The organism is Stenotrophomonas sp. HMSC10F07 (genome assembly GCF_001807895.1).
Lineage (GTDB): Bacteria > Pseudomonadota > Gammaproteobacteria > Xanthomonadales > Xanthomonadaceae > Stenotrophomonas > Stenotrophomonas sepilia.
This window is the reverse complement of the sequence record NZ_KV791341.1, coordinates 132,781-157,134: the sequence shown is the minus strand read 5'-3', so window position 1 is coordinate 157,134 and position 24,354 is coordinate 132,781. Positions and strand designations below refer to the sequence as shown.

24 protein-coding genes are annotated in these 24,354 nt (G+C 66.4%); 7 read left to right on the top strand and 17 right to left on the bottom strand.

Annotation, left to right across the window (positions count from 1 at the left end; all coding sequences use genetic code 11):
• Nucleotides 1-149: 149 nt before the first annotated feature.
• Nucleotides 150-422 (top strand): hypothetical protein, encoded by a 273-nt coding sequence (locus tag HMPREF3114_RS04345; RefSeq protein ID WP_005409616.1) that lies wholly within the window; start codon nucleotides 150-152, stop codon nucleotides 420-422.
• 110 nt (nucleotides 423-532) lie between these two features.
• Nucleotides 533-1,288 (top strand): SapC family protein, encoded by a 756-nt coding sequence (locus HMPREF3114_RS04340; protein ID WP_053496662.1) that lies wholly within the window; start codon nucleotides 533-535, stop codon nucleotides 1,286-1,288.
• Here the strand turns inward: HMPREF3114_RS04340 and HMPREF3114_RS04335 are convergent.
• From HMPREF3114_RS04335 to HMPREF3114_RS04285, 11 genes are all read right to left on the bottom strand, one after another.
• On the bottom strand, nucleotides 1,245-3,449 hold the full coding sequence (locus HMPREF3114_RS04335; RefSeq protein WP_229765974.1) for an ATP-binding protein: 2,205 nt from the start codon (nucleotides 3,447-3,449) through the stop codon (nucleotides 1,245-1,247). The genes HMPREF3114_RS04340 and HMPREF3114_RS04335 overlap by 44 nt on opposite strands.
• A 161-nt stretch (nucleotides 3,450-3,610) precedes the next feature.
• Complete coding sequence (locus tag HMPREF3114_RS04330) at nucleotides 3,611-4,237, bottom strand: response regulator transcription factor (protein ID WP_053496660.1); 627 nt, start codon at nucleotides 4,235-4,237, stop codon at nucleotides 3,611-3,613.
• 313 nt (nucleotides 4,238-4,550) lie between these two features.
• A complete protein-coding gene (locus tag HMPREF3114_RS04325; protein WP_005416504.1) occupies nucleotides 4,551-5,084 on the bottom strand; it encodes a lipocalin family protein in 534 nt (177 codons plus the stop codon).
• Between the two features lie 8 nt (nucleotides 5,085-5,092).
• Nucleotides 5,093-6,166, bottom strand: a complete 1,074-nt coding sequence (locus HMPREF3114_RS04320; protein ID WP_005416505.1) for an SAM-dependent methyltransferase — start codon at nucleotides 6,164-6,166, stop codon at nucleotides 5,093-5,095.
• Entirely contained in the window at nucleotides 6,163-6,948 is a 786-nt protein-coding gene (locus tag HMPREF3114_RS04315) for a DUF1295 domain-containing protein (protein WP_053496659.1), read from the bottom strand. Before HMPREF3114_RS04315 ends, HMPREF3114_RS04320 begins: the two co-directional genes overlap by 4 nt.
• On the bottom strand, nucleotides 6,945-7,490 hold the full coding sequence (locus tag HMPREF3114_RS04310) for a DUF2878 domain-containing protein (protein ID WP_070489214.1): 546 nt from the start codon (nucleotides 7,488-7,490) through the stop codon (nucleotides 6,945-6,947). Before HMPREF3114_RS04310 ends, HMPREF3114_RS04315 begins: the two co-directional genes overlap by 4 nt.
• Nucleotide 7,491: 1 nt before the next feature.
• Entirely contained in the window at nucleotides 7,492-8,751 is a 1,260-nt protein-coding gene (locus HMPREF3114_RS04305; protein ID WP_005416508.1) for an SAM-dependent methyltransferase, read from the bottom strand.
• Nucleotides 8,748-9,515, bottom strand: coding sequence for a DUF1365 domain-containing protein (locus tag HMPREF3114_RS04300; protein WP_053496657.1), 768 nt, complete (start codon nucleotides 9,513-9,515; stop codon nucleotides 8,748-8,750). The genes HMPREF3114_RS04305 and HMPREF3114_RS04300 overlap by 4 nt, the downstream gene beginning before the upstream one ends.
• Nucleotides 9,512-10,789, bottom strand: coding sequence for an NAD(P)/FAD-dependent oxidoreductase (locus HMPREF3114_RS04295; protein ID WP_053496656.1), 1,278 nt, complete (start codon nucleotides 10,787-10,789; stop codon nucleotides 9,512-9,514). The genes HMPREF3114_RS04300 and HMPREF3114_RS04295 overlap by 4 nt, the downstream gene beginning before the upstream one ends.
• Nucleotide 10,790: 1 nt before the next feature.
• On the bottom strand, nucleotides 10,791-11,741 hold the full coding sequence (locus tag HMPREF3114_RS04290; RefSeq protein WP_053496655.1) for an acyl-CoA desaturase: 951 nt from the start codon (nucleotides 11,739-11,741) through the stop codon (nucleotides 10,791-10,793).
• 81 nt (nucleotides 11,742-11,822) lie between these two features.
• Entirely contained in the window at nucleotides 11,823-12,590 is a 768-nt protein-coding gene (locus tag HMPREF3114_RS04285) for a hypothetical protein (protein ID WP_053496700.1), read from the bottom strand.
• A 131-nt stretch (nucleotides 12,591-12,721) separates the two neighbouring features.
• On the opposite strand from HMPREF3114_RS04285, the gene HMPREF3114_RS04280 reads away from it, so the two are divergent.
• From HMPREF3114_RS04280 to HMPREF3114_RS04270, 3 genes are read left to right on the top strand one after another with little or no spacing between them, the layout of a single operon-like run.
• Entirely contained in the window at nucleotides 12,722-13,345 is a 624-nt protein-coding gene (locus tag HMPREF3114_RS04280) for a sigma-70 family RNA polymerase sigma factor (protein ID WP_053496654.1), read from the top strand.
• Nucleotides 13,342-14,016, top strand: coding sequence for a ChrR family anti-sigma-E factor (locus tag HMPREF3114_RS04275; protein ID WP_070489213.1), 675 nt, complete (start codon nucleotides 13,342-13,344; stop codon nucleotides 14,014-14,016). The genes HMPREF3114_RS04280 and HMPREF3114_RS04275 overlap by 4 nt, the downstream gene beginning before the upstream one ends.
• 13 nt (nucleotides 14,017-14,029) lie before the next feature.
• Complete coding sequence (locus HMPREF3114_RS04270; protein ID WP_053496699.1) at nucleotides 14,030-14,722, top strand: Rossmann-fold NAD(P)-binding domain-containing protein; 693 nt, start codon at nucleotides 14,030-14,032, stop codon at nucleotides 14,720-14,722.
• Between the two features lie 2 nt (nucleotides 14,723-14,724).
• Here the strand turns inward: HMPREF3114_RS04270 and HMPREF3114_RS04265 are convergent, their stop codons facing one another.
• The 4 genes from HMPREF3114_RS04265 to HMPREF3114_RS04250 all read right to left on the bottom strand — a co-directional run bounded on the left by HMPREF3114_RS04265 (nucleotide 14,725) and on the right by HMPREF3114_RS04250 (nucleotide 20,524).
• Nucleotides 14,725-17,124 carry a response regulator gene (locus HMPREF3114_RS04265; protein ID WP_053496652.1) on the bottom strand — a complete coding sequence of 800 codons (2,400 nt, stop codon included), beginning with the start codon at nucleotides 17,122-17,124 and terminating at the stop codon, nucleotides 14,725-14,727.
• Entirely contained in the window at nucleotides 17,117-17,584 is a 468-nt protein-coding gene (locus tag HMPREF3114_RS04260; RefSeq protein WP_049414761.1) for a response regulator, read from the bottom strand. The genes HMPREF3114_RS04265 and HMPREF3114_RS04260 overlap by 8 nt, the downstream gene beginning before the upstream one ends.
• Nucleotides 17,581-19,821: an ATP-binding protein gene (locus HMPREF3114_RS04255; protein ID WP_053496651.1), complete on the bottom strand. Its 2,241-nt coding sequence runs from the start codon at nucleotides 19,819-19,821 to the stop codon at nucleotides 17,581-17,583. Before HMPREF3114_RS04255 ends, HMPREF3114_RS04260 begins: the two co-directional genes overlap by 4 nt.
• Before the next feature lie 115 nt (nucleotides 19,822-19,936).
• Nucleotides 19,937-20,524 (bottom strand): biliverdin-producing heme oxygenase, encoded by a 588-nt coding sequence (locus tag HMPREF3114_RS04250; protein WP_053496650.1) that lies wholly within the window; start codon nucleotides 20,522-20,524, stop codon nucleotides 19,937-19,939.
• Between the two features lie 127 nt (nucleotides 20,525-20,651).
• Between HMPREF3114_RS04250 and HMPREF3114_RS04245 the strand changes: the two genes are divergently transcribed.
• Nucleotides 20,652-20,945, top strand: coding sequence for a hypothetical protein (locus HMPREF3114_RS04245; RefSeq protein ID WP_053496649.1), 294 nt, complete (start codon nucleotides 20,652-20,654; stop codon nucleotides 20,943-20,945).
• Between the two features lie 16 nt (nucleotides 20,946-20,961).
• Here HMPREF3114_RS04245 and HMPREF3114_RS04240 read toward each other — a convergent pair whose 3' ends face one another.
• Together HMPREF3114_RS04240 and HMPREF3114_RS04235 are read right to left on the bottom strand one after the other, a co-directional pair.
• A complete protein-coding gene (locus HMPREF3114_RS04240) occupies nucleotides 20,962-21,447 on the bottom strand; it encodes a TspO/MBR family protein (RefSeq protein WP_053496648.1) in 486 nt (161 codons plus the stop codon).
• Nucleotides 21,448-21,520: 73 nt separating this feature from the next.
• Nucleotides 21,521-23,716 (bottom strand): AsmA family protein, encoded by a 2,196-nt coding sequence (locus tag HMPREF3114_RS04235; protein ID WP_053496647.1) that lies wholly within the window; start codon nucleotides 23,714-23,716, stop codon nucleotides 21,521-21,523.
• Between the two features lie 133 nt (nucleotides 23,717-23,849).
• On the opposite strand from HMPREF3114_RS04235, the gene HMPREF3114_RS04230 reads away from it, so the two are divergent.
• A complete protein-coding gene (locus HMPREF3114_RS04230) occupies nucleotides 23,850-24,329 on the top strand; it encodes a GNAT family N-acetyltransferase (protein ID WP_053496646.1) in 480 nt (159 codons plus the stop codon).
• The last annotated feature ends 25 nt before the right edge of the window (nucleotides 24,330-24,354 follow it).

The following is a 24,354-nucleotide window of genomic DNA, read 5'->3' as shown; positions in this document are numbered from 1 at the left end:
GTAGATCCACGCCATGCGTGGATGGATCCGCACCGACACGGCAACATTGGCGCTGCATCGCAACAAATCTGTAGAAAAAGCTGGATTAAAGTGATGCCTCACGATAAATTGCGCACCCCCCGTTGCTCGCCGCCGCCCGCACCCCTCTCATGCGTGATGACAAAGACCCCGGAACCTTGGAGCTGACCCTGCCGCGCAAGCGCGGTCGTCCGCCCAAGTTCGGGTACGCGATGAGCGATGCGCAGCGGGCGGCGCGCTATCGTGCGCGCAGGGCAGGGCAGGCCAATCATGCCGACGTGCGTTCCTGCAGCGACATGGTGCTGCTGGACAAGATCCGTGCGGCGGTCAGTGCCCGCGACACCGAGCTGGCCGGTTTCCTGGTCCACGTGCTCTGGCAGCGCTACCCCCTGCAGCTGAAATAGTTCGCCGATGGGGTGGCCGTTGTCATCGAGCTTGTTGATAATGCGGGATTCAGGTTGTTCCCGCTGGCGTGCCCGGGATGGCAGGCGCGCATGATCGAACGGTTCCCAACATGACCACCACCAGCGACACCACCACCGAAGCGGCGCCGAGCGGCGCCCCCCTGTTCTATACCCGCCCGGTGCCGCTGCAGGCCGATGTGCATGCCGATCTGCGCATCCTGCCGGGCAAGCTGGAGTTTGCCGCCGGCAACAATGCCATTCCGCTGGTGCTGGGCGAGTTCTCGCTGGCCCTGCACCACTTCCCGATCCTGTTTGCCGGCCCGAGCGCGGTTCCGATGGCTGCCGTGGGCGTGTCCGACCAGAACCTGTTCATCAAGGATGGCCTGTGGGAAGACGAGGCCTACATTCCCGCCTACCTGCGCCGCCACCCCTTCATCTTCATCGACACCGGTGCGGAGAATGATTTCCTGCTGGGCATCGACGAAGAGAGCCCGCGCGTGGTCAAGGGGGGCGAGGAAGGCCAGCCGCTGTTCGTTGACGGCAAGGCGACCGAGATGGTGCAGCAGGCCCTGGAATTCTGCGGCCAGTACACCCGCGAACACGAACAGACCCAGGCTTTCTCCAAGGCCCTGGTCGACAACGGCCTGCTGGTGGAGCGCAACGCCACCGTGCGTATCCCGGATGGCCGGGAGTTCAACCTCAACGGCTTCCTGGTCGTGGACGTCGAGAAGTTCGTGGCGCTGCCGGAAGCAACCGTGGTCGAGTGGCACCGCAGTGGCTGGCTGGCACTGATCCACCAGCACCTGATGTCGCTGGGTCGCTTCAATGACCTGACCCGTCGCCAGGTCGAGCGTCTGGCCGCGTGATCAAGGGGTTGGGCAGGGTTCCCGCGACGCGGGCGCCCTGTCCGGCCTGCAGTACGCACAGCAGGCGACGTGCGTCGGTCCAGTCTGGCGTGGCGTCCTGCGCCAGATCGACCAGCTCGGCCGCGACGGCGGCGTGCTCGCATTGACCCAGCATCTGTAGCGCGCCCTGCAATCGGTGCGCGTGATGACCGAGCGCCGATGCGTCCGCATGATCGACAATCCGCTCGATCCTGCTGAGTTCATCGCAGATGTCGGCGCTGTAGGCCGCGTCCATTTCAGTCACCTGCTCAAGTGCGTCCACGCTCTCCGGCGCCGGAATGCCCAGCGCAGCGAGCAGTTCGGCGGCGCGCAGCGGCTTGGCCAGCACCGCGTCGAAACCCGAGCGACGGCAACGTGCGTGGTGACCTCGCCCGGTGCGGGCGGACAAGGCGATCAGGCGGAGCGGATGCCCGTTACGGGCGCGCAGTTCGCGTGCCAATGCGTAGCCATCGATGCCACGCAGCCCGATGTCGATCAACGCGGCAGGGCGGGGGTGGCGTATCTGTTCGGCCAGCGCGCTGGCCGCATCTTCCAGGGCACATACCTCGGCGCCCCAGCGCCGCAACTGTTCAGCAATGACGTGGCGATTGAGTGCGTGGTCCTCCACCAGCAGCAGTTGCAGCCCGGTCAGTGGCGTGCCCTCCACGGGCATGTCCCGGACACTCTCGGCAGAGTCAGCTGTGCACACCGGCAGGCGCAGGATGAAGCGGCTGCCGCGACCGAGGACGCTGTGCACGGTCAGATCGCCTCCCATCGCACGCGCCAGCTCGCGTGCAATGGAAAGCCCGAGGCCACTACCGCCACGCTGATGCCCATCGTTGCCTTGACGGAAAGGCTGGAACAGTTCGGCTACCTGTGCTGGCGCGATCCCGATCCCGCTGTCGATCACCTCCATCAGCAGCTCCTGCGGCCGCGCTGCTGGAAGCAGCCGCAGGCGCAGCTCGATGCCGCCGATATCACTGAACTTCACCGCATTGGCCAGCAGATTGCTGGCAATCTGGCGTAGCGCATCAATGTCCACCAGAATGATCGGCAAAGGTTCGGCCGGGGCATCAAGATGCAGTTGCAGCCCTTTCCGTTGCGCCTGTGGCCGAATGGCCTCCAGTGCCTGCCGGCAAAGCTGGGTCGCATCACAGGCTTGTGCATGCGGCCTGAAAGCGCCGCTGGCGAGACGGGAAAAATCCAGTGCGCGATTCAACAGGCCGCGCAGGGATTGGCTGGCGCTGCTGGCAGCGGCGAGCAGATCGCGCTCGCCTTTCGGCAGTGCCGATTGTCCAAGCAGCTCGATCGAGGCCAGTACGGCCTGCGCAGAATTGCGCATCTCGTGACTGATCATCCCGATGGCCTGCGCGCTGCGGCGGTCGCCCCGTACCCGCAGGTGACGGGTCATGGGCCACAGCAGCAGGGCGACCAGCAGAGGGGTCAGCAACAGCCAGCCGCGCGGGGGCGAGGCCTGCATCCAGTCCAGTGCGTTTCCCGCCGCTGCTGGCAGGGTCTGGCCTGCCCACAGGTGGAGCAGGCTCGCATGTTCCTCCAGTGTGATCTCCCGCAATGCCTGTCCGATGCGTTCAAGCAGCTGCTGGTCTTCCTGGCGGACGAGCAGGTAGAGGTCGGTGGAGAAGTCGCTGTCGAATGGCTGCAGGCGCAGGCTGCCGTTGAAATGGCGTCGAACCAGCGGGCGCAGGGTGGATTCCAGGCCAATCGCCACGTCGGCCACGCCGGATTGCACTGCTGCCAATGCTGCGTACCGATCAGGCAGGGGCTGCAGCCTGATCTGAGGGTGATGCGCGCGCAGCCAGCCGGCGTAGGGTCCGCCTTCAACCACGGCTACGACCCGGCCGTCGAGCTCGCGTATCTCCCGTGGCAGCCATTCGCCGGCGCGCCCTGCCAGCAGAGTGGCGCCACCCCGGAAGCGGCTGGACGCGGCAAGGTCGGGGCAGGGTAGCTTCTGGTGTCTCGCACCGCCAAACACCATGACCAGGTCGGCCTCGTGATGGCACACAGCGAGGATTGATGCGGCGGTCGTCGGGTAGGGCTGTTCCAGGAAGCTGAGTTGGGCGTGACGCGCCACCAGGTTGGCGTAGCCATGGGCGAGCGTCGGCGGTGATGACGGATCGGCCATCGCCGCGGGCGCGGGGCGTAGGGACGGGGCGGTGGAGACCCGCACGCTGCTGCCCGGCAGCCAGCGTGGTGACCGGATATCTTCCGCCGACGCAGCGGGAAGGAGAAGCAGCACCAGCAACCCGAGGATCAGCAGGCACGGGCGCAATGGCGCATGGCGCCTCACGGAGACTCCAGCCGTTCACGCAGCGCATAGATCTCCACATCGCTGCGCAATCCCAGCTTGCGCAGCACCGCGACCTTCTGTGTGCTGACGGTCTTGATGCTGCGGTGCCGGCGCAGCGCGATCTCCGATACGGTCAGGCCTTCCAGCAGCAGCTCCAGTACCTCCCGCTCGTTGCGGCTGAGCTCGCCGCGATCACCGGCCAGCCTGACGTCCGGCGGAATCCGGATCAGGCCCTGGAAGACGCGCACGATGGCGTCGGACAATGCCGCAAGGGGTTCGGCCTTGCTGACGAACCCACCGAGTCCGGCATCGATCAGGCTGTTGAGATTCGTGGTGGGAGAGAGCGTGGCGAAGGCCAGCATTGGTGTGCGCGGGAATTCGCGACAGAGCAGCGTAACCAGCTCGATGCCGCCCAGGTCGCCACGGGCGAGCGTGAGATCGATGATGGCCACATCCACGGGCAAGCGGTGCAGGCTGTCGATCAGCGCACCGCTGCAACCATGGCTGGCGACGATGTCGAACCGGAGATCGCCTGACAGGTGCAGGGCGGTGCCGCGACGGACGACTTCATGATCGTCCAGGAGCGCCAGGCGAAGCCGGCGCGGTGCAGGAAATCCATTCATGCGCGGGAGGTGGTCAGCGCCCGTGGGCGTGGCCGCCATTCTGGCGCCGCTGTCGCGTCGAACATCGAATTTGTTGCGTTTTTACGACTATTCCTAAAGATCGATGTATGAGCTCCATCGATAAGAGCTGATCCATGGGCTGGACGTATCGTCAGGTTGAAAGCCGTGTGGACGCAGTGTCCTGGCGCGCTCTCGCTGGGTACAGGTGACCTGGGTTGCAGGGCTGCCGGCACCCTGCGAGGGGGGTATTAATGTGACGCGTCACTCCGAAGTGCCTGGTCACCCGCGAGCCGAGTGGTGGGCGGTTGGCGATCTATCGCACCGACTGAGGTACGCGCCTGAGCCTGCCGGTGTCGTAGCCCATGGCCGCGATGCGCTCCACGGCGTGCTGGTAGTCGCTGTCCGACACGTGCGGGGTACGCGCCATGTACCAGACATAGTCGCGCTTGCTGCGTGCGACGATGGTCTGGCCATAGTCGTCGTCCAGCCAGGCAATCACATACTCAGCCTGGATCGGCCAGACGAACTGCATGCCCCAGATCGCGCCATTGCCGTTCTTCTCCACCCGCCCAACCGGGTGCATCGACTTCTGCGGGGCGTCGAAACTGCCCTTGCGATAGGTGAAGGTCGTCTGGATGCGCCCGTCTGGCCGCAGCGCATAGCTCTCAACCGCGTCGAAGGCCTCGCGCTCCGGCCATGAGGGTATGTGGGCGATCACATACCAGTCGCCCATGAAGCGCGGCACGTCCACCGAGGGCGGGCGGGGCAGGGGACGGGTATCGCTGGAACTGCAGCCGGAACCGAACAGGCTCAAGGCCAGCAGGGGAAGCAGGGAGCGCATGCGCATGTCACACCTCAACGGGGACGGAACAGATAGTGGGCAACCAGCCACTGCTGGCCATCGTCGTAGCCGAACAGCTCGGCGCAGGCCATCCAGAACATGCGCCAGCGCTGCCACCAGATCTTCGCCGCCGCCTGGCCGTAGGTTGCGACCAGAACCGGCATCACCGCCTCGCGGGCCGCATCCTGGTTGGCCAGCCAATGGTCGGCGGTGCGCTGGTAGTGGGTGCCGTCCAGCAGCCAGCGCTGATCGAGTCGCAGGTCGCGCTGGAAATGCAGCAGGGTGTCAGCGGCCGGCATCAGGCCGCCGGTGAAGAAGTGGCGCCCCATCCAGTTGTCGCCACCCTCGGTCTCGAACGGGTACATCAACGTGCGATGGGCGAAGATGTGCACGAACAGCGCACCGTCGGGCTTCAGCCACTGCGCGATGTGCGCCAGCAGTCGCTGGTAGTTGCGCACATGCTCGAACATTTCCACCGAGACACAGCGATCGAAGCGTGCCGTGGGCAGCTCAAGCTGGTTGACGTCGCGGGTCAGTACCTCGACGTTGTGCAGGCCCCTGGCCTGGCATTGCGCCATGATGTGCTGGCGCTGGCTGTGCGAGTTGGACACCGCAGTGATGTTGGCCTGCCGATAGCGTTCGGCCATCCACAGGGTCAGCGAACCCCAGCCACAGCCCAGTTCGAGAATCTGCTGGCCGTCGGCAAGTCCGGCACGCTGGCCATAGAGTTCCAGCATCGCCTCCTCGGCCTGGTCCAGCGTTTCGCGCCCGGTGGGGTAGTAGCAGCTGCTGTACTTCAGCCGCTTGCCCAGGCAGGCCTGGAAGAATGCCGCGGGAACTTCGTAGTGCTGGCGGTTGGCCGCGTCGGTATGCAATGCGAGCGGACTGTCGGTCAGTTCTGCGATGCGACGGCTGAAGCGCGCGGACTGTGCCTCGATACCTCCCGCCGATTCCTCATGCAGGCGTTGCGCGCACAGGCGCCGGATGCCGGCACGCAGCGCCGCATCGGGAACCAGCCCGCGTTCGGCCCAGGCGATCAGCCCGGTTTCCGCATCTTCGGCCGGATTCAGTGACGGGATCGCGCTCATGCGGAATGCTCCTTGGAAGAACGGGGGAACCAGGGAAAGAACATAGGCGTGCTGCGCTGGTAGGCACGGTAGTCGTCGCCGCGGCTGCGCAACGCCTGCTTCTCGGTGAAGGGGATACCGCTGAGATAGCGCAGGAACAGATACATCAGCAGCGGCCCGGCCCACGCCAGCCACCACAGGGGGGAGCCGACGGCAAGCAGCACATAGGTGAACCAGTGCAGCCACTCGAAGAAGTAGTTGGGGTGGCGTGAATAACGCCAGAGCCCTTCGCGGCAAGTGCGGCCCTTGTTCGCCGGGTCGGCGCGGAAACGCGCGAGTTGGCGGTCGGCCAGGCTCTCGCCGCCGACGCTCAGCAGCCAGGCCAGTGCTGCGGCGACTGTCCACGGTGTCAGGCCAGCATGGGGATTGGCTGCCACCGCAACGAAGGGCAGGGCGAACAGCACGACCAGCAGCGCCTGCGCCATGAAGAAGCCAAAGATCTTGCCCTGGTGGCTCTGCCAGTGTTCGCGCAGATAGCGGTAGCGCCCGTCTTCGGGTTCGCTACGGACCCGGCGCCACAGGTGCAGCGCCAACCGGCTGCCCCACAGGCCGCCGAGCAGGCCCAACGCAATCCGGGGCAACATCGCGCCATCGCCGAGCAGCGCCAGCAGCAGGGCAGAGGCACCCACGCCCTTGGCCCAGAGCACGTCCACGACGCCGATGTTCTGGTGGCGGCGTTGCCAGGCCCAGCCCCAGCTCATCACCAGCACGGCATACAGCAGTACCCACAGCAGATTGATCATGGCGATGCTCCGGCCAGGGAGGGCGGGGTGGTGCGAGAGCCGCGACGAGCGGTGACGCACAGCAGCGAAAGCGCGATGCACCAGCCCGCGCCCAGCACCAGCAGGCCCTGCCACGTGGGTGCGGCGAAGCGGACCGCATCGAAACCGCGCGCTGCGGAGAGGTAGGCCAGCGGTGCCAACAGCAGGCCGAACAGGGCCGGCAAGGCAGGGTGGCGCAGCAGGAAGCGCATCGAGGTGGTCATCGTCATCGCGAACGCGGCCCACAGCGCCATGATCCAGGGAGGCGGCACCCAGCCCAGCGGGGCGGCGGCATAGCGCACGGTGCCGCTGGCGGCAGCACTGGCGTCGACCAGCCATGCGCAGGCCAGTGCCAACACCATCAACCGAAGATCCAGCCGTGGTTGCGGCGACGTCAGCAGCTGGCTGCCGATGTAGAGAGAGGCTGCCAGCAACGCCGGCCACTGCCAGCCGCGCCCGGCGCCGGCCACGGCGCACACCCAGACCAGCTGGTTGCCAAGCAGATTGGGCCAGAATCTGCGCATCTCAGCTGCCTTGGCCCGATGAGGCGCCCGGGCGATGCCCCGGGCGCGCCATCAGCAGATGGGAGACCCCGATCGAGCGCTCCAGGAAGCCGCCCTCGCAGTAGGCCAGGTAGAACTCCCACAGGCGGCAGAAGCGCGTATCGAAGCCTTGCGCCTGCACGTCGGGCAACCGGTCGAGGAAGCGCTGGCGCCAGGCGCGCAGGGTCAGCGCGTAGGAGTGGCCGAAGTCCTGCTGGGCGATCAGCTGCAGGTCGCTGGACCGCGTTTTGGCGGCCATGATCGCGTTGATCGACGGAATGAAGCTGCCGGGGAACACATAGCGTTTGATGTAGTCGACGCTGCGCCGGGCCTGCTCGTAGCGATGGTCCTCGATGGTGATGGCCTGCAGCAGGGCAACGCCATCAGGCTTGAGCAGGCGCTGCAGCGTGCCCATGTAGGTGTCCAGGTATTCCGCGCCGATGGCTTCGATCATCTCGATCGACACCAGCTTGTCGAACTGGCCCTGCAGGTCGCGGTAGTCCTGCATCAGCAGGGTGACCTGGTCCTGCTGGCCCGCTGCCTGCACGCGCTGGGCAGCCAGCGCGTGCTGCTCGGCGGAGATGGTGGTCGTGGTGACGTGGCAGCCGTAGTGCTGCGCGGCGTGCAGCGCAAAACCACCCCAGCCGGTGCCGATCTCCACCACGCGATCGCCCGGCTTGAGCTGGAGCTGCTGGCAGATGCGGTCCAGCTTGCGCCGGGAGGCGGATTCCAGCGACTCGTCTTCTGTGTCGAACAGGGCGGAGGAATACATCAGGTCCGGCGACAGGAACAGGGCAAAGAAGTCGTTGCCGAGGTCGTAGTGCGCGGCAATGTTGCGGCGGCTGCCTTCACGGCTGTTGCGGCGCAGGCGGTTCCAGCCGCGCAGCAGCCAGCCACCCACGCGGGCCGGGCCGCGCTCCATGCCGTCGAGCAGGTCGCGATTGCGCACCAGCAGCCGGATCAGCGCCACCAGGTCATCGCAGTGCCATTCGCCCTGGATGTAGCTTTCACCTGCGCCCACGCTACCTTGCGCTGCAACCTTGCGGTAGAACGCCGGGTCATCGATGGTGACGGTCACCTGCAGTTCGCCATGGGCTTCGCCCAGCCAGACTTCGCCGAGTGCATCACGCACGCACAGGCGGCCGTCGCGCATGGGGGCAAGCTGTTCCAGCAGGCGGCGGCGCAGGAAGGCATCCAAGGCGCCGGGACGCGGCAGGGCGACCAGGGGAGTCATCGAGTTCATCGCGGTTTCTCGGCAAGGGCAGGGTGGTCATGCACGGGGTTGCGCTTCAGCCACAGCCGCAGCGCGTGCCAGTGGATGGCGGCCATCACCTGCAGGGTCATCAAGGGATAGCAGGCCAGGACCCGGGCCAGCCCGCGGCCATCCAGCGCGTGCCGCTGCATTGTCTGGGTGGCATCAAACTGGCGAACGCCTTGGCGCCAGACCTGCATGTGCACGCGCAGATCATCATCCGGGCAGTTGAACCGCCAGTCGTAGTGGCAATCCATCGGCATGAACGGTGAGACATGGAAGCGCTTGTCGAACCGCCAGCGCAGCGAGGCGCCTTCGTGGGTGGCCGTGGCGACTGGCAGCACATAGGCGTGCCGTTCCTTCCAGGGCGTATTGGTGATCTCGGCGACGATGCAGTCCAGGGTGCTGCCATCGGACTGGTAGCAGTAGTAGAAGCTGACCGGGTTGAATACGTGCCCGGCGAAGCGAAGATGGGTGAGCAGGCGTACCGGGCCGGTAGGCCGATAGCCCAGGGTGGACGCGGCACGGTCGCGCACCGCATCGGCCAGTGGTTGTGCGGGATTGCCGAAGTAGTCGCTGCGGCGGAACTCGGCCAGGTTGCGGCGATTGACCGACCACAGCCAGCGCCCAGCGAACACGGTCTCCAGCTCGTCCAGATCGAGCAGCAGCTGCGCGATCGGATAGCGGAATGCGTGGGGCTGCGGATGATGCCGTCGGTGCATCACCTGCCCGAAGTAGAGTGCGCTGGCACTCACGCTGCCACCTCGCCGGGTACAACGCTGTCACGGTGCGCGGTGCACTCGCGCATCGCGTCCACCACGCGGCGGGCGCTGCGGATGCCGTCTTCGTGGAAGCCCCAGCCCCAGTATGCGCCCGCGAACCAGGTGTGGCGGCGGCCCTGCAGCTCTGCCCAGCGCTGCTGGGCACGGATAGCGGCATGATCGTGCACCGGGTGGGCATAGTGCAGCCTGCGCAGCACCTTGGCCGGGTCGATCGCCTCGCTGCGGTTGAGGGTCACGACCAGCGGGGTGTCACCGGGCAGGCCCTGCAGGAGGTTCATGCAATAGCTGACCGTACAGGGCGCGCCTGGATCCCTGGGAACGTGTGCATTCCATGCAGCCCATGCCTTGCGGTTGCGCGGCAGCAACGATGCATCGGTATGCAGTACTGCTTCGTTGGGCTGGTAGCGGATGGCGCCGAGCACTTCGCGTTCGGCCGGATCGGCGTCACGCAGCAGGGCAAGCGCCTGGTCGCTGTGGCATGCCAGGATGACCTCGTCGAAACCCTCCACGCCCGCCGCGCTGTGCACGCGCGCGCCCCACGGCATGCGTTCGACAGAGTGAACCGGGCATTCCAGCCGCTCGCGCACCCGCCAGCGGGCGCGAAGGGCATCGACATAGCGTGCCGAGCCACCGCTGACTACCCGCCAGGGTGCGCGCCCGGTCATCTGCAGCATCTGGTGGTTGGCCATGAACTGGGCCAGGTAGCGGGCCGGGAACTGCATGACCGTGGCGGTCGGTGACGACCACAGTGCCGAAGCCATCGGCAGCAGGTGCTCGTCGATGAAAGCGGTGCCGTAGCGCTGGCTGCGCAGGTACTGGCCCAGTGTCGGGCCTTCGTCTTCCGCCAGCAGCAGCGGCGCATCCCGGTAGAACCGGCGCAGGTCGGCCAGCATTCCCCAGAAACGTGGCGAAACCAGATTGCGACGTTGGCAGAACAGGCCATCCAGCGAAGTGGCGTTGTACTCGACGCCACTTCGCTCGCTGTGCATGGAGAAGCTCATGGTGGTCGGCTGCGAGGCCACACCCAGTTCTTCGAACAGTGCCGTCAGCAGCGGGTAGTGCAGGGGATTGAACACGATGAAACCGGTATCCACCGCCATGCGCGTGCCGTCCACCTGCACGTCATGGGTGTGGGTATGTCCGCCCAGGTAATCGTTGGCCTCGAACAGCGTCACTTCGTGTTCGCCGTCCAGCCACCAGGCACTGGCCAGGCCGGCAATGCCGGAGCCGATGATCGCGATGCGCATGTCAGTACCTCGCCTTGGCCAGTACCCACTCGGGGATGGGCTTGAGCCCCTTCACCAGGCCCATGGCCGCCATTGCGCGCAGCCCGTACCAGGTCAGGTCGATCTCCCACCAGCGGAACCCCTGGCGGACGGTGCCAGGGAAGAAATGGTGGTTGTTGTGCCAGCCCTCGCCGAAGGTAAGCAGCGCCAGCCAGAGGTTGTTGCGGCTGTCGTCGCGGGTCTCGAAGCGCCGCCGGCCAAAACGATGGGCCAGCGAGTTGATGGTGACGGTGGCGTGGAACAGCACCACGGTGGAGATGAAGAAGCCCCACACCAGCAACTGCGGACCAGAGGTGTGCAGCCCGGGCGCCCAGCGCTCCAGGCCGGCGCCGAGTGCGTACAGCGCAGCGGCCAGCAGTACCGGCACCGCCGTATCGAAGCGGTCCAGCCAGCGCAGTTCCGGGAAGCGCGCCAGGTCAGGCACGCGCGATAGATCCGTGGCGAATGCCTCGCGGGTGAGGAACCAGCCCATGTGGCTGCGCCAGAAGCCGCCTTCGCGCGGCGAGTGCGGGTCCAGTGGCTGGTCGGCATGCCGATGGTGATGGCGATGGTGGGCCGCCCACCACAGTGGCCCGCGTTGCACGCTGGACGCGCCGATCACTGCGAACACGAACTGCACCGTTCGCGATGCCTGGAACGTCCGGTGCGAGAAGTAGCGGTGGTAAAAGGCGGTGATCGCAAACATGCGCACTGCGTAGAGGGCTGCGGCGACGATCACTGCGGTCCACGAGATACCTACCCAGATCACCGCGATGCAGGCCAGGTGCATCAACGCGAACGGTACGGCGCGCAGCCAGTCGATGCGTCCGGGCTCGCCAGCGGCGTGGTCCGCAGCGCTGCCGGTGTCGACCCAGCGCTTCAGGGTGCGCAGCAGGCGCCAGCGTCGGCGGGGAAGGGGCGCTACAGAGGCCATGGCGGATCTCGGCGGGTGTCGTGTCTTCCTCTACGCAGCAGTGCGCGCAATGGATGCGGCCGGCTGTGGAGAATTTCGGCTTCACTTGGGCATCACGCTGCAGCGCCCAACCAGGGGTTGCGTCCAGGCCTGTTGCCATTCGTTGGCGGACCGCTCGGCAACCGGCGAGCTGAAGCGCACCGTGACCTGTGGGTAGGTGCCGCGGGTATCGCGCAGGTTGCTGGTTCCGCGGAATTCCAGCAGGCGGCGGTCGGTGCTGGCATAGACCAGCGACAGGCGCGGCGCGATGCCGCCGTACCAGGTGTCCAGACTGACCTCGACGGCCTGGGCGTCGATGCCCTGCCAGCGAACTGGGCCGGTGTGCCGCACCTGCACCGGGAAGAAGCGCTGCCGCCCCGGCACCAGGAAGGGCAGGCTGATGCGTTCACCTCGCAGCAGCGCTGGCCAATGCTGGCGCACCGCGGCGTCGAAGCCCGTGTCGATCACCGCATCCGGTGCCAGCTCAAGCCGACGCTGACGCAGTTCGCTGGCGGCATCTTCTTTCCAGGCGATGGACACCGACTCGCCACTGGCGTCGACGTCAGCGGTTTGCCCACTACGGCTGTCCTGCAGCGAATAGCCCCGGGCCTGCGGGCGGGCGCTGGCCGGCAGATGCTTGCGGGCGAAGGGGCGGCCATCCGGGCACTGATAGAGCACCCAGCGCTCGGCACCCTCCGATGGGCCGCGCCGCCAGTGCACTTCACGATAGAGCAGATCGCCCTGCGCCGAGGTGGCCACGCCCTCGTTGCGCAGCCAGGGCGCCGCCAGCGCGGCATGGGGCAGGCACAGCAGCAGCCAGGCAGTGCGCATGGTGTTCATCCGGTAGGGAGGCTCAGGTCATACGGCGGGCGCGGCTGCTTGGATGCACAGTGCCTGCTGCATCCAATGGCCGCCCCTGCGCGTAGAGAGGACAGACCTTCACCTGCCCGCCGCTCACGCAGATGTACCCTGACGCTGCCAGCACCCTCCTCAACTTCGATACCGCACGCACCGTGTCCAGTTCCCAGCAGCCCAGCAGCGAGCCGACGAACTGGGCCGATGACATGGACAGTGTGGCGCGGCTGCGCGACCGCGACTGTTTCATGCGGATCTATGACTACTTCATGCCGCGGCTGTGCGTGTATCTGCGTGGCCTGGGGGCACCCGACGCCGTGGCCGAGGAAATGGCGCAGGAGTGCCTGCTGCGCCTGTGGTTGCGGGCGGCCGAGTATGATGCGGCCCAAGGCGCGCTGAGTACCTGGCTGTACCGGATCGCGCGAAACCTGCATATCGACCGCATCCGTCGCGAGCGCAGCTGGATGCAGGTGCAGGCAGCGGTGGAAGACGCCGCTGCCGTGGAGATGATCGAGCGCAGCAGCGCCGAGCAGTTCGCCGACCAGGCGCGCCTTCGCCAGCGCATCAACGAGCTGCCTGCCGTGCAGGCGAGGCTGGTGCGGATGTCCTATTTCGAGGCGAAGAGCCACAGCGAGATTGCCCAGGCGCTGGGCATGCCGCTGGGAACGGTAAAGTCACACCTGCGACGTGCGTTCCTGCAACTGCAGGCCAAAGTGGGAGGTGCGCTGTGAATCCGCACCACCACCTGCACGAATCCACGCTGATGAGCTATGCCGCCGGCGCGCTGCCGGCGCCGTTGAGCATCGTGGCCGGTGCCCACCTTGAGCAGTGCCCCCACTGCCGCCAGCGCCTGCGCGATGCCGAGGCGATCGGCTCGGTGCTGCTGGAGCAGACCCAACCGCCCGCAGCCGATGCGCGTCGCGAGCAGTTGCGCGAGGCCATGCTGATGCAGTTGGCCTCGGAAGTGCCGAGCGCCATCGCCGGAACCAGGCGCCCTGTGCCGAGGGAGCGGCCCGAGGCCGATCCGGATCATCTGCCTGCCGCGCTGCATCCTCACTTCGGCGCTTCGCTCAGTGCCCTGCGCTGGCGCTGGATGGCGCCCGGCGTGCACTGCATCAGGGCGGAGCAGATGCCCTCGCTGATCATGCTGAAGATTGCCCCGGGCAAGTGCCTGCCGATGCACAGCCATGGCCGCAGCGAACTGACCCAGATCCTGCGGGGCTCGTACAACGACGCGCTGGGGCTGTTCGCGCCGGGCGACGTGGCGGACCTGGATGAGGAGGTAGAGCATCAACCGGTAACTGCTCCGGGTGTTCCCTGCATCTGCGTTTCAGCGCTGGACGCGCCGTTGGTGTTCAGTGGTTGGCTGGCGCGGAAGATCCAGCGTTTCGTGAAACTCTAGCGTGGGTGCGACCATGGCCGGGAAAGGTGCGTTGAGGATTCTGTTGACCGGTGCCTCGGGCCTGGTCGGGCAGGGCGTGGCGTTGGCCTGCCAGCGCTCGCCGCAGGTCGGCCATCTGGCCGCGCTGGTGCGGCGCCCGGGCAGCCTCAGCGGAGCGGGTAGGGAGCTGGTTGTTCCTGACTTCCTGCATATCCAGGGGCGCTCGGATGAACTGGCCGGGTTCGACGCATGCTTCTACTGTGCCGGTGCGCCACCGGTCGGCACGGCTGAGGCCGAGTATCGACGCGTGACCCGGGACATCACGCTGGCGGTGGCCCGCACCTGGGCAACTGCGAATCCCGAGGGATGTTTCCTGTATGTATCCGGTGCCGGCGCGGATCCACAGAGCAGATTGATGCCGTTGAGGATCAAGGGCGAGACCGAGGTGGCATTGCAGGCCCTGCCGATGCGCTCGGTGATGCTGCGCCCGGGGGGCGTCCGGCCGGTGCCGGGAACCGGCACGCGTCACGGCTTGCTCAAGCCCCTGTACTGGGGTGGCGCGCCGTTGATGAAGATGGCCGGCGCCGTTGCGCCGTCATTGATGACCAGCAATCTGGCGCTGGGCCAGGCGATGATCGCACTGGCCGGGCGGGAGCATCCGCCGGGCACGGTGGAATGCGCGGACATCAACCGGATCGCTGCCGGCGCGCGCGATCCGGCGTCCTGATCTCAGTGTGGCACCGTCTCCAGCGCGGTGCGCACCGCAGTCGCCAGGTCACTGCGGGTAAACGGCTTCGGCAGCAGTGCAACGGCCCGTCCCTGACTGCCCACCTGGTCGTGATCGCGCGGATAGCCCGACGTGAACAGGACGGCGACTTCCGGCCAGCGTTCACGGACTTCACGCACCAGCTCCCAGCCCGACATGCCGGGCATCACCACGTCAGAGAACAGCAGGTCCACTTTGGTATCAGGGCGTTCCAGCAGCCGCAGTGCGGAGGGGCCGTCGTGGGCTTCCAACACCCGGTAGCCCAGCAGCCGCAGTGCATCCACCGTGTGGGCGCGGACATCGTCATTGTCCTCGGTCACCAGGATGGTTTCCTCGCGCGGCGAGTAGCCCGCCAGGCCGGTCTGCGGGGTGCGCGCTTCGGAGGGCAGGGCCAGCGGTGAGCGCGGGAACATCATGGTGATACTGGTGCCGCCGCCTTCCACCGAATCGATCAGTACGTGGCCGCCTGACTGCTTGACGAACCCGTGCACCATCGACAGGCCCAGGCCGGTGCCACGGCCAACCTGCTTGGTAGTGAAAAAGGGTTCGAAGACCCGGGCAAGCGTCGCTGCATCCATGCCGTGGCCGTTGTCACGCACCCGCAGCATCACGTACTCGCCCGGCGTCGCATCCGGGAACAGCGCAGCGTAGTCGTGGTCGAGGTGGCTGTTGTCGACCTCGATCACCAGCCGGCCGCCGTGCGGCATCGCATCGCGGGCATTCACCGCCAGGTTCAGTACGGAGGCCTCCAGCTGGCTGACGTCGATCTCGACACACCAGATGTCCTCGGCGCTGCGGATCTCCAACTGCACCAGCTCACCCAGCGCACGCTGCAGCATGTCGTGCATGTCCAGCAGGCGCTCGTTGAGGTTGGCGGCCTGGCTGCGCAGCGGCTGGCGGCGGGCAAACGCCAGCAGGCGCTGGGTCAGGCTGGCGGCACGGCCCACCCCCTTCAGCGCATTGTCCAGCGCACGGCCCACCAGCGCACCGGCCTCGCCAGCCCTTTCACTGAGCAGCATGGCGTGCTCGACATTGCCGGAAATGACGGTCAGGATGTTGTTGAAATCATGTGCGATGCCGCCGGTGAGCTGGCCGACCGCCTCGATTTTCTGTGACTGGCGCAGCGCATGCTCAGCCTGCACGCGCGCGGTGGTTTCCACGGCCTCGGAGACCACAGCGGTGACCACGCCCTCCGTATCGAGTAGTGGACGGAACGAGAAATCGAAGCTGCGCCGCCCGGTCGGGAGTTCCAGTTCCAGCGCATGCAGTGAACTGCGGCCCTGTACGGCTGCGGCCACGGCCCGATCGATCAGCGCGCTGATGCCCTCGGTGGTGCCGAACCAGACCGATTCGGCGAAGCGTTGCCCAACGACGTCCTTCTTGTCTCCCAGCACCGCGGCCAGTGACGCGTCATTGGCATCGACCACGCGTCCGGACAGATCCAGCAGCACCTGGTGCTGGAAACTGGATTCGAAGATCGCCTGCAGGCGCCGCTTGCTGGCGCGCAACTCGGCCGTGCGTGCCTGTACCTGCTGCTCAAGCAGCTGGTTGTCTTCGCGCAGGGCCAGCTCGGCCTGCTTCAGCAGCGAAACGTCGCTGCCCAGGCAGATATACCCGGCCACGCTGCCATCGGCGGCATGCTCAGGCACGCAGTCCATCTGCACGAATCGTGATTCGCCACTGCGATGGATCAGTTCGACCTGGAAGCGGGTTCGCTCCCCCTGCAGTACGCGTTCCAGGCTGGGCAGGGCGTGCTCGAAGGCGGAAATGCCGCTGACATCCCGAGCCGGCCGACCCAGCAGTTCTGCAAGGCTGAATCCATGCCAGTCCAGGAACGCCTTGTTGGCAAACCGGTAGCGATGGTCCTTGTCCAACTGGGCGATCAGCGCCGGGACGGCATCGGTGACCTGCTGCAGCTGGGCCTGGCTTTCGTTCAGCGCGGCCTGCGCATTGGCCAGCTGGGTGCGCTCTTGCGCCTCCTGGCGAGCGCGGCGGATGGCGTCGGGCAAGCGTTGCAGGCGTTGCTTCACCACGTAGTCGCGGGCGCCGCGCGTGAGTGCCTGTACCGCCAGTTCCTCGGTCAGGGTGCCGGAAACAAAGATGAAAGGCGTCTGCGGCACGCGCTCGCGCGCCAGGGCAAGTGCTGCGTCACCATCGAAGCCTGGCAGGACATGATCGGCGAGGATCACGTCGAACGGGCGGTTTTCGATGGCCTCGATGAACGCGTTTCGGGTCCACAGGCGCTCAGCCTCGAAATCGAGGCCGGCACGCTGCAGCTGGGCGCTGATCAGCTCCGCATCAAGCGCGCTGTCCTCCAGCATGAGGATGCGCAGGCGCTCGCTGCGGCGCGATCCATCACGCATTGCGCTGTCCTGAACCGTTGGGCCGATGGGGTGGTGGCTGGTTGGTGATGCCCCAGAACATGCCCAGGCCCTGGATGGCGTCGAAGAACTCCTTGAAGTCGACCGGCTTGACCACGAATGCGTTGACGCCCAGTTCGTAACTGCGAACCAGATCCTGCTCTTCGCGCGAGGAGGTCAGCATCACCACCGGCGTGCTGCTCAGATTCGCATCGCCGCGCACCTGTTCCAGTACTTCAAGGCCATTGACCTTGGGCAGCTTGAGGTCCAGCAGCACCACCACCGGGCCGCCGTGCATGGCGCCGGCAAACTTGCCTTCGCAGCGCAGGTAGTCCAGCGCTTCGGCGCCGTCGCGTACATGGATGACATCGTTGAGCAGCTGGCAGCGCGCAAGCGCGGCCATCGTCAGCTCTGCATCCTTGGGGCTGTCCTCCACCAGGAGAATCGGCCGCAGGTCCCTCATGGGTGTTCTCCTGTGGAGCGGGGTAGGGTGAAGTGAATGGTGGCGCCCTTGCCGGGCTCGCCCTCGGCCCAGGTACGGCCGCCATGGCGGCCGATGATGCGGCGCACGTTGGCCAGGCCGATGCCGGTGCCTTCGAACTCTTCGACGTGATGCAGGCGCTGGAACACGCCGAACAGCTTGTCGACGTAACGCATGTCGAAGCCGCAGCCGTTGTCGCGCACGAAGAAGTGATCTTCGTCGTCGCTGCGGTCGTGCCCGATCTCGATCATCGCGTGCTCGCGCTCGCGGGTGAACTTGATCGCGTTGCCCAGCAGGTTCTGCCAGACCAGGCGAAGCATCGTCGGGTCGGCTTCCACCTCCGGCAGCGGCGCGAGCGTCCACTGCACGTCGCGGCCGGCGTAATCCAGTGCCAGACTCCGGCGCACGTCCTCGGCCAGCGCAGCCATGTCCAGCCGCACCCGCCCCAGCGTGGAGCGTCCCATCTGCGAGAAGCTGAGCAGGTCATCCACCAGTGTGCCGGCGGACTTTGCCGAATCGACGATCGTATCCAGGAAGCGGCGCTCGGTCTCGTTGAGGCGGTCGCCCGCCGAGCTGCCAAGCAGCTCCGAATAGCCCACGATGTGGCGGAAGGGGGCGCGCAGGTCGTGGCTGACCGAATAGGAAAAGGCTTCCAGTTCCTTGTTGCTGCGCAGGAGCTGCTCGTTCAGTTCCGCCATCTCCTCGGCCTTGCGCAGCACGATATCGACGATGGCCGTGCGCATCTCGTGCGCCGCATCGCAGTCGGCGTCGGTCCACGGCAGGCTGCGCTGCCGCACGGTCTCTTTCCAGGCGTCGAAGGAGCTCCGCGGGGAGAGTGCGACGCCGGGCGCTGCGGTCTTGCGGGGGTCTCCCCCCCAGCGCACGGTTCGCACCACCTCCGGCCGGAACCACATCAGGTAGCTGTCATGCAGCTGCGAAATGGACACCGCCAGCAGGCCGCTGGCTACACCGGCCAGGTGCGCGGCAGGCGACCAGTCGGCGGCAAGGTGGTCGGTGCAGTAGGTTTCCTGGCCGGCCTGCCGGGTAGCCAGCCAATCGGCCAGGGCCAGCACGTCGCTGGCGGGCGGGCACTCACCCACGCGCATGCAGTCGCCCTTGTGCACGATGGCAGCCCCGGCCGCGCCGGTCAGCGACAGCAGGCTGCCTTCGTCCTGGCGCAGGGCCGCCATGAATTCTTCGTCGCCGGCCATGCGGCCCAGCAGCTTGACCAGTATCGAGCGACGCGCGACGCGTTCTTCAATCGCGAACGCGCGCTCCTTCAGTGCAATCTGCAGCGACAGGATCTGGCCCATGAACTCGCAGGCGGTACGCACGTGGTAGGGCAGGCGGCGTGGCTGCACGGTGTGGCAGGACACCAGGCCCCATAACCGCCCCTCATGTACCAGTGACACCGACATCGACGCCCCGGTCCCCATGTTGCGCATGTATTGAAGATGCACGGGGGACACGCTGCGCAGCACGGCCAGGCTCAGGTCGGTCGGTGGCGCCTCGCGGTGGTCTTCGGCCCGCATCAGCGGGGTAGGGGTATAGTTGTTGTCCGCGATCAGGCGCACCCGGTTCCGGCGGTACAGTTCGCGGGCCTGTGCGGGAATGTCCGACTCGGGGAAGCGCAAGTCCAGGTAGGACGGCAACAGGCCATTGCCATCTTCGGCCACCACGATGCCATTCCAGCCGGGATCGAATTGATAGACGAGGGTGCGGTCAAAGCCGGTGAGCCGCCGCATGTGCGCGGCCGCAAGCCTGCACAGGTCTTCCACCGTCGCTGCCGATTCAATGCCGGTCATCAGCTCGCGGATGGCTGGATACAGTTCTTCCAGCGAGCCGGGCTGGCCGGGAACCGGCGCCTCCAGCTCGACCAGAAGATCCGTGGCGGAGCGGTGCACCAGCAGCTGATGGCGGCCGTGCCCATCCAGGTGCACGGCACCGACATGCGCGCTGCTGCCCACCGTCGCCTGTTGCAACACGCCCTGGAACGGTGCCAGCACGCCGCCCAGCACTTCACTGACGTGCTGCATCAACGGTTCGCCGAACTGTTTCAGCAGCCCGGGGTGGCTGATGGCGCGCTCGCGTACCTGCAGGGACTGCGGTTCAACGACCAGAAGCACACCGTAGGGCTGGATCGCGCCGGGTGTGTGGATCGGTTCGCGCGCGCAACGGGACAGGGCAGTGTCGTGCGCGGATTCGGCAGGAGGCGTCAAGGGCGGGACTCATGGTTCGTGGATGGCTGGAACGGCCCAGCACTGCATCCGGTGTGCATGGATGGTGAAGCAAAAGCGTGCCGCCGCATACCACCACGTGAACGTGAAGGGCCTTTCATTCAAACCTGAATTCTTCATCTACGCAGCGACGGATGAACTGGAAGGCGTCTGTCGCGCCCCTGCATGCCTGCGCGCGCTCCTGGCCACTTAAAACGAGGGCATCCAGTTCCTCCCGCTCGCGTCTCCAGTATTCGGCCACACCGAGGTTGGAAGGGCGCAGGTGGCGCGCTCCGTACCCGGCATGAAGCTGCAACGCAGCGGCCATCTTCAACAGCACGGCCGCCCCCAGCGTCGAGCCCTCCGCCACGTAGCGCCAGCCCAGAACGGTCGCTTTCGAGAACACATGCGGCTGCGGTTGCCAGGCATGGGGTGCCGGCATGGAAGCGCCGAGGTCGCGAAGATCCTCCTCGATCAGCGGCAAGCGGGTCGCGCCCGGATCCTGCATCCGGTACAGCGGCGCAACAGCGCTATGGAAGTGCCATTGCACGCGCAGGAAGCAGAGGTAACGCTGGCGCGACGCGAAGATGTGTTGCTGCAACAGGTGCTGGTCGAGGCGATCGTGGGCCGCTCGGGTGTGCGCTTTCAGGGCGGCGCTGAGGGCAATGGTGTGATCGGGTTGTGCTGGCAATGTGGATGTAGGCATCGGCGCGCACCCTAGCAGATTTCGATGCAGAGACCGGTGCAGGTTTCGCGGCCAGCACATCTGCGCTGCACGCCAGCTAGACAGCGGCTGCCCTACGGTGACTGCAATTCCAACAGATGCCACGCCCGTGAACCTGCAGACCGCACCCGCGCCCCAGTACCGTATGCTCCCTGACAGCTGCCAATTTGAATTGCTGGATGTGGATGCACTGCAGGATCCAGCCAGTGGCCGGCTGCTGCACCTGTACTCGCTGGTAGCGCGTTGCCTTTCCTGCGAGACGATCTTCAAGGCAGAAGAAGGGCAGGGCCTGGTCAGCCATACTGCAGCGCGGGTGGTGCGGTGCCCCACCGGTTGCGGGCAGCAGGCGTTCAAGCCGGCCCTGTTGCGGACCTGGCGCCCACAGGCCGTGGCCCAGGCATGAACGCTGGATCCGCGTGTCACAGCAGCCCTGGATTGGCCCGCCAGACGGCGAAGTTGAGCGCCGAGGCGAACAGGATCCAGGCGACGTAGGGAAGCAGCAGCACCGCCGCGGCCGGGCGGATACGCGCAAACGCGACGATCGTCGCGCACACCAACACGATCAATACAAGAATGTCGGCGAAGGCAAGCGCGCCCAGCTTCCAGCCGAAGAACAGCCAGCTCCACAGTGCGTTGACGGCCAACTGCACCAGATAGAGCAGCAGCGCGGGTCGTGCCCCGCGCCAGCCACGTTCGCGCCAGACCAGCCACGCGGCAACCGCCATCATGGCGTAGAGCAGCGTCCACACCGGACCAAAGACGCTGGCCGGTGGCGCCCATGCCGGAAGCGTGAGGGTAGCGTAGAAGCTTGCCGCGGACGTGGACGCCCATGCCCCCAGCGTGGCCGCGACGAAAGTGATTGCCACCCATCCCAGAAATCCGGAAACCTGTGAACTCCGCTTCATAGCGTGCAGCTCCCTGATGCTTGTGCTGCCTGTCTACGCACAGAGGCAGCGAATGGATGCAGGTTGCTGGCCTTCAATCTGAAGAACCGACGGCACCCGCTCCCTGGCTCGCTGGCAGCAGGGAAGGTTGCTGGTCAAACCACTCGCGTGCCCTGGCCAGGTGCCATTGGCGCTGGTCACCGTCCAGCTCGATGCCCGCACCCAGCAGCCCCCAGCGCAGGTAGAGATCACCGCGCTTGCGCTGGTCGAGCAGATCCAGCCGCGCGCGTACCGAAAGCCGATCGTTCTCGGCCTGGAGTCCATCAATGATCAGATGGCCCGGGCGCCAGCGCAGCGTCGCCCGGGCCTGCACCTGGCCGGAATCCAGCAGCGACAGGGTCCAGCGCGGGTAGTCGGTACGCTCTGCGAACAGTGCAAGCAACGGCCGGGCATCGCTGAGATCCAGGTCCGTGGTGGCATCGACCTGGAAGGGCGACTGCGCGTCGATGCGGCCACGCTTGAAGGCCACGCGACCTTTCCATGCGCTTGCCCGCTCTGCGCCCGCCACCTGCACATTGCGAAGTTCGACGGTGGTGCCGGACAGATCGAAATGACGCTGATTGAAGTCACCGCGGCGCAGTGTTGCCTTCACGTCGATGTCGCCGCCCATGTCCAGCCCTGCCACCTTGGCACTGGCATTGCGCCCCAGCAGCCGGGCAGTGCCATGGCCGACGCGTCCATCGGTGTCGAGCGTGGCATCGCCGCTCAGGCTGCCGGTGCCACGGAGCAGCCGCACCTGCGGCGAGCCCAGGTAACGGTTGTAGGCGGCCAGGTCGGGAATGGTTGCCTGGCTGAATCGGAGGTGCGCGCGGACACCCTTGCGCAGCTCTTGCAGGCGACCGTCGCCGCTCAGGTCCAGGGCCAGATCACGGCCGTCGAACAGGCGCACATCCTTGGCATCGGTTGGCCGTGCAGTGAATCGTGGCAGCCGGACAGCCAGCTGTGCCTGGCTGGGGCTGCCGGCCTTCAGTTCGCCATGGGCGCTGGCCGTGCCGGCCAGGCGTACGCCGGCGACTTCGGCCACGGCTTCGGCGGCCGGAATGTCCACGGTGCTGCCTTCGATCAGTTCGCCGTTGCGCACGCGCAGGTCCGCCTTCAGCGTGCCGCCGCCGTCCAGCTGCAGCCACGGCTTGCGAACGAACAGGGCAGGGATCCAGTTGAGCGAAGTGAACGTCCATTCGCCGCGCACGGTACCAGAGCTGCGTTCCAGCAGCTGGGCGGGCTGCTGGAAGGGGATGTCCCGGCCACGGACGTGCAGATCCGCATCCACTTCACTGCCTGAGCCGGGTTTGGGCGGCAGGCGGGCCTGCAGGCGCAGGTCGTTGGACACATTGAGCTGCAGCGCCAGCACGCCGCGATTGGGGGCACCATCACCCAGGTAGAGCGGCACCTGCCAGATCGCGCGGTCCCCGGGCTGCAGCTGGCCGTCGATCAGGTGCAGCGCCAGCTGCAGGCGTCCGGGCACGGGCGCGCTGGAGATCTTCGGCGTTGTGGCATCCGTGTCCATGCGCAGGCCCTGGCTGCGGGCGTCGACCTCAAGCTGGGCATGCAGCAACTTCAACTTGGCCAGACCGGGCGCCTGGTCCCGATAGTGGCGCGGATAGCTGAAGCGCGCTGTGAGATCCATGTCGCCCAACAGCTGCACGCCGTCAAAACTGGTGTCCGCATCGCTGAACGCCACCTCGGATTCGAAGAGCTCCGACGGCCCGCCGCGCAGCTGCTTGAGGAAGCCCACCGTACCCCGGCCCTTGCCAATGATCAGCAACTTGCCAAAGCGTGCGCTGCGGATGCTGTCGCTGTGGATGGCGTCGAAACGGAGCGTCCAGCCGCGGTCGCTGCGCGGCGGTGGCGGGATGGCTTCTTCGACGCGGCTGATCTCGGCGGAAACCCCCGTCGCCTGCAAGCGCGGAACCCGCACCTCGCGCTGGAACAGGGGCAGCACCGCCAACCGGGCGCTGGCGCGCTCGGCATGCAGCACGTAGACCGTGTGGTTCACGTGGCCGCGCATGTGCACGTTCCAGGCGATGACATGGCCGGGCAGCAGCGTGATGGCCGGGCCGGTGGTCATCACGAACTTGTGCGGCTTGCGGTTGGTGACCTGATCGAACAGTGGCGTATTGAGGAAGATGTTGCCGGCCAGCAGATACAGCAGGTAGATGCCCAGCAGGACGTAGGCGGGGACGCGCCACCGTCGAAGCCGGTGCGGGATGTGCACGGAAACAGGAGACATCTACTGCTCTGAGGGCCGGAATTTCCACAACTATTGCGGAGCCGATGGCGGTGGCGCGTGAAGCAGCTACGGGGCGGGTGCTGGATTCTGGTAGTGTCCGGCCTGGTCACGACCACAGATCTGCAGGAGACGCATGGAGATCCGGCCCGCCCGTGCAGGCGATTTCGACGCGATGTGGGGCATGTTCAAGACGGCCATTGCGGCGCAGGATGCGCTGCCCTTTGCCGGCTCTTTTGAAGTCGAAACGTTTCGCGCGCACTGGTTCCTGTCGCAGACACCTTATGTGGCCGTTCTGCAGGGCCGAGTGGTGGGCATGTACAAGATGGGCCCGAACTTCCCTGATCTGGGGGCGCATGTGGCCAGCGCCACGTATGTGGTGGATGTGTTGGCACAGGGGCAGGGCGTGGGCCGGGCCTTGGTGGAACACAGTCTGGAACGGGCGAGGGCGGAAGGGTTCCTGGCCATGCAGTTCAATTACGTGGTCAGCACCAATGGGCCGGCCGTGGCGCTGTATCGGAAGCTGGGGTTCGATGTGGTGGGAACGCTGCCGAAGGCGTTCCGGCATGGGACGCTGGGCTTGGTGGATGTCTTTGTGATGCACAGGTTCCTGTGATGCGATGCGTTGGTCGCACGTGGTC

Bases quoted from the DNA above. Each gene is read 5' to 3' on its own strand.
- HMPREF3114_RS04235 (WP_053496647.1), bottom strand. From the start codon at position 23,716: ATGTCTCCTGTTTCCGTGCACATCCCGCACCGGCTTCGACGGTGGCGC.
- HMPREF3114_RS04315 (WP_053496659.1), bottom strand. From the start codon at position 6,948: ATGATCAATCTGCTGTGGGTACTGCTGTATGCCGTGCTGGTGATGAGC.
- HMPREF3114_RS04325 (WP_005416504.1), bottom strand. From the start codon at position 5,084: ATGCGCATGCGCTCCCTGCTTCCCCTGCTGGCCTTGAGCCTGTTCGGT.
- HMPREF3114_RS04260 (WP_049414761.1), bottom strand. From the start codon at position 17,584: ATGAGGGACCTGCGGCCGATTCTCCTGGTGGAGGACAGCCCCAAGGAT.
- HMPREF3114_RS04345 (WP_005409616.1), top strand. From the start codon at position 150: ATGCGTGATGACAAAGACCCCGGAACCTTGGAGCTGACCCTGCCGCGC.
- HMPREF3114_RS04280 (WP_053496654.1), top strand. From the start codon at position 12,722: ATGTACCCTGACGCTGCCAGCACCCTCCTCAACTTCGATACCGCACGC.
- HMPREF3114_RS04330 (WP_053496660.1), bottom strand. From the start codon at position 4,237: ATGAATGGATTTCCTGCACCGCGCCGGCTTCGCCTGGCGCTCCTGGAC.
- HMPREF3114_RS04290 (WP_053496655.1), bottom strand. From the start codon at position 11,741: ATGGCCTCTGTAGCGCCCCTTCCCCGCCGACGCTGGCGCCTGCTGCGC.
- HMPREF3114_RS04285 (WP_053496700.1), bottom strand. From the start codon at position 12,590: ATGCGCACTGCCTGGCTGCTGCTGTGCCTGCCCCATGCCGCGCTGGCG.
- HMPREF3114_RS04230 (WP_053496646.1), top strand. From the start codon at position 23,850: ATGGAGATCCGGCCCGCCCGTGCAGGCGATTTCGACGCGATGTGGGGC.
- HMPREF3114_RS04265 (WP_053496652.1), bottom strand. From the start codon at position 17,124: ATGCGTGATGGATCGCGCCGCAGCGAGCGCCTGCGCATCCTCATGCTG.
- HMPREF3114_RS04320 (WP_005416505.1), bottom strand. From the start codon at position 6,166: ATGAGCGCGATCCCGTCACTGAATCCGGCCGAAGATGCGGAAACCGGG.
- HMPREF3114_RS04305 (WP_005416508.1), bottom strand. From the start codon at position 8,751: ATGAACTCGATGACTCCCCTGGTCGCCCTGCCGCGTCCCGGCGCCTTG.
- HMPREF3114_RS04240 (WP_053496648.1), bottom strand. From the start codon at position 21,447: ATGAAGCGGAGTTCACAGGTTTCCGGATTTCTGGGATGGGTGGCAATC.
- HMPREF3114_RS04340 (WP_053496662.1), top strand. From the start codon at position 533: ATGACCACCACCAGCGACACCACCACCGAAGCGGCGCCGAGCGGCGCC.
- HMPREF3114_RS04250 (WP_053496650.1), bottom strand. From the start codon at position 20,524: ATGCCTACATCCACATTGCCAGCACAACCCGATCACACCATTGCCCTC.
- HMPREF3114_RS04310 (WP_070489214.1), bottom strand. From the start codon at position 7,490: ATGCGCAGATTCTGGCCCAATCTGCTTGGCAACCAGCTGGTCTGGGTG.
- HMPREF3114_RS04335 (WP_229765974.1), bottom strand. From the start codon at position 3,449: ATGGCCGATCCGTCATCACCGCCGACGCTCGCCCATGGCTACGCCAAC.
- HMPREF3114_RS04270 (WP_053496699.1), top strand. From the start codon at position 14,030: ATGGCCGGGAAAGGTGCGTTGAGGATTCTGTTGACCGGTGCCTCGGGC.
- HMPREF3114_RS04295 (WP_053496656.1), bottom strand. From the start codon at position 10,789: ATGCGCATCGCGATCATCGGCTCCGGCATTGCCGGCCTGGCCAGTGCC.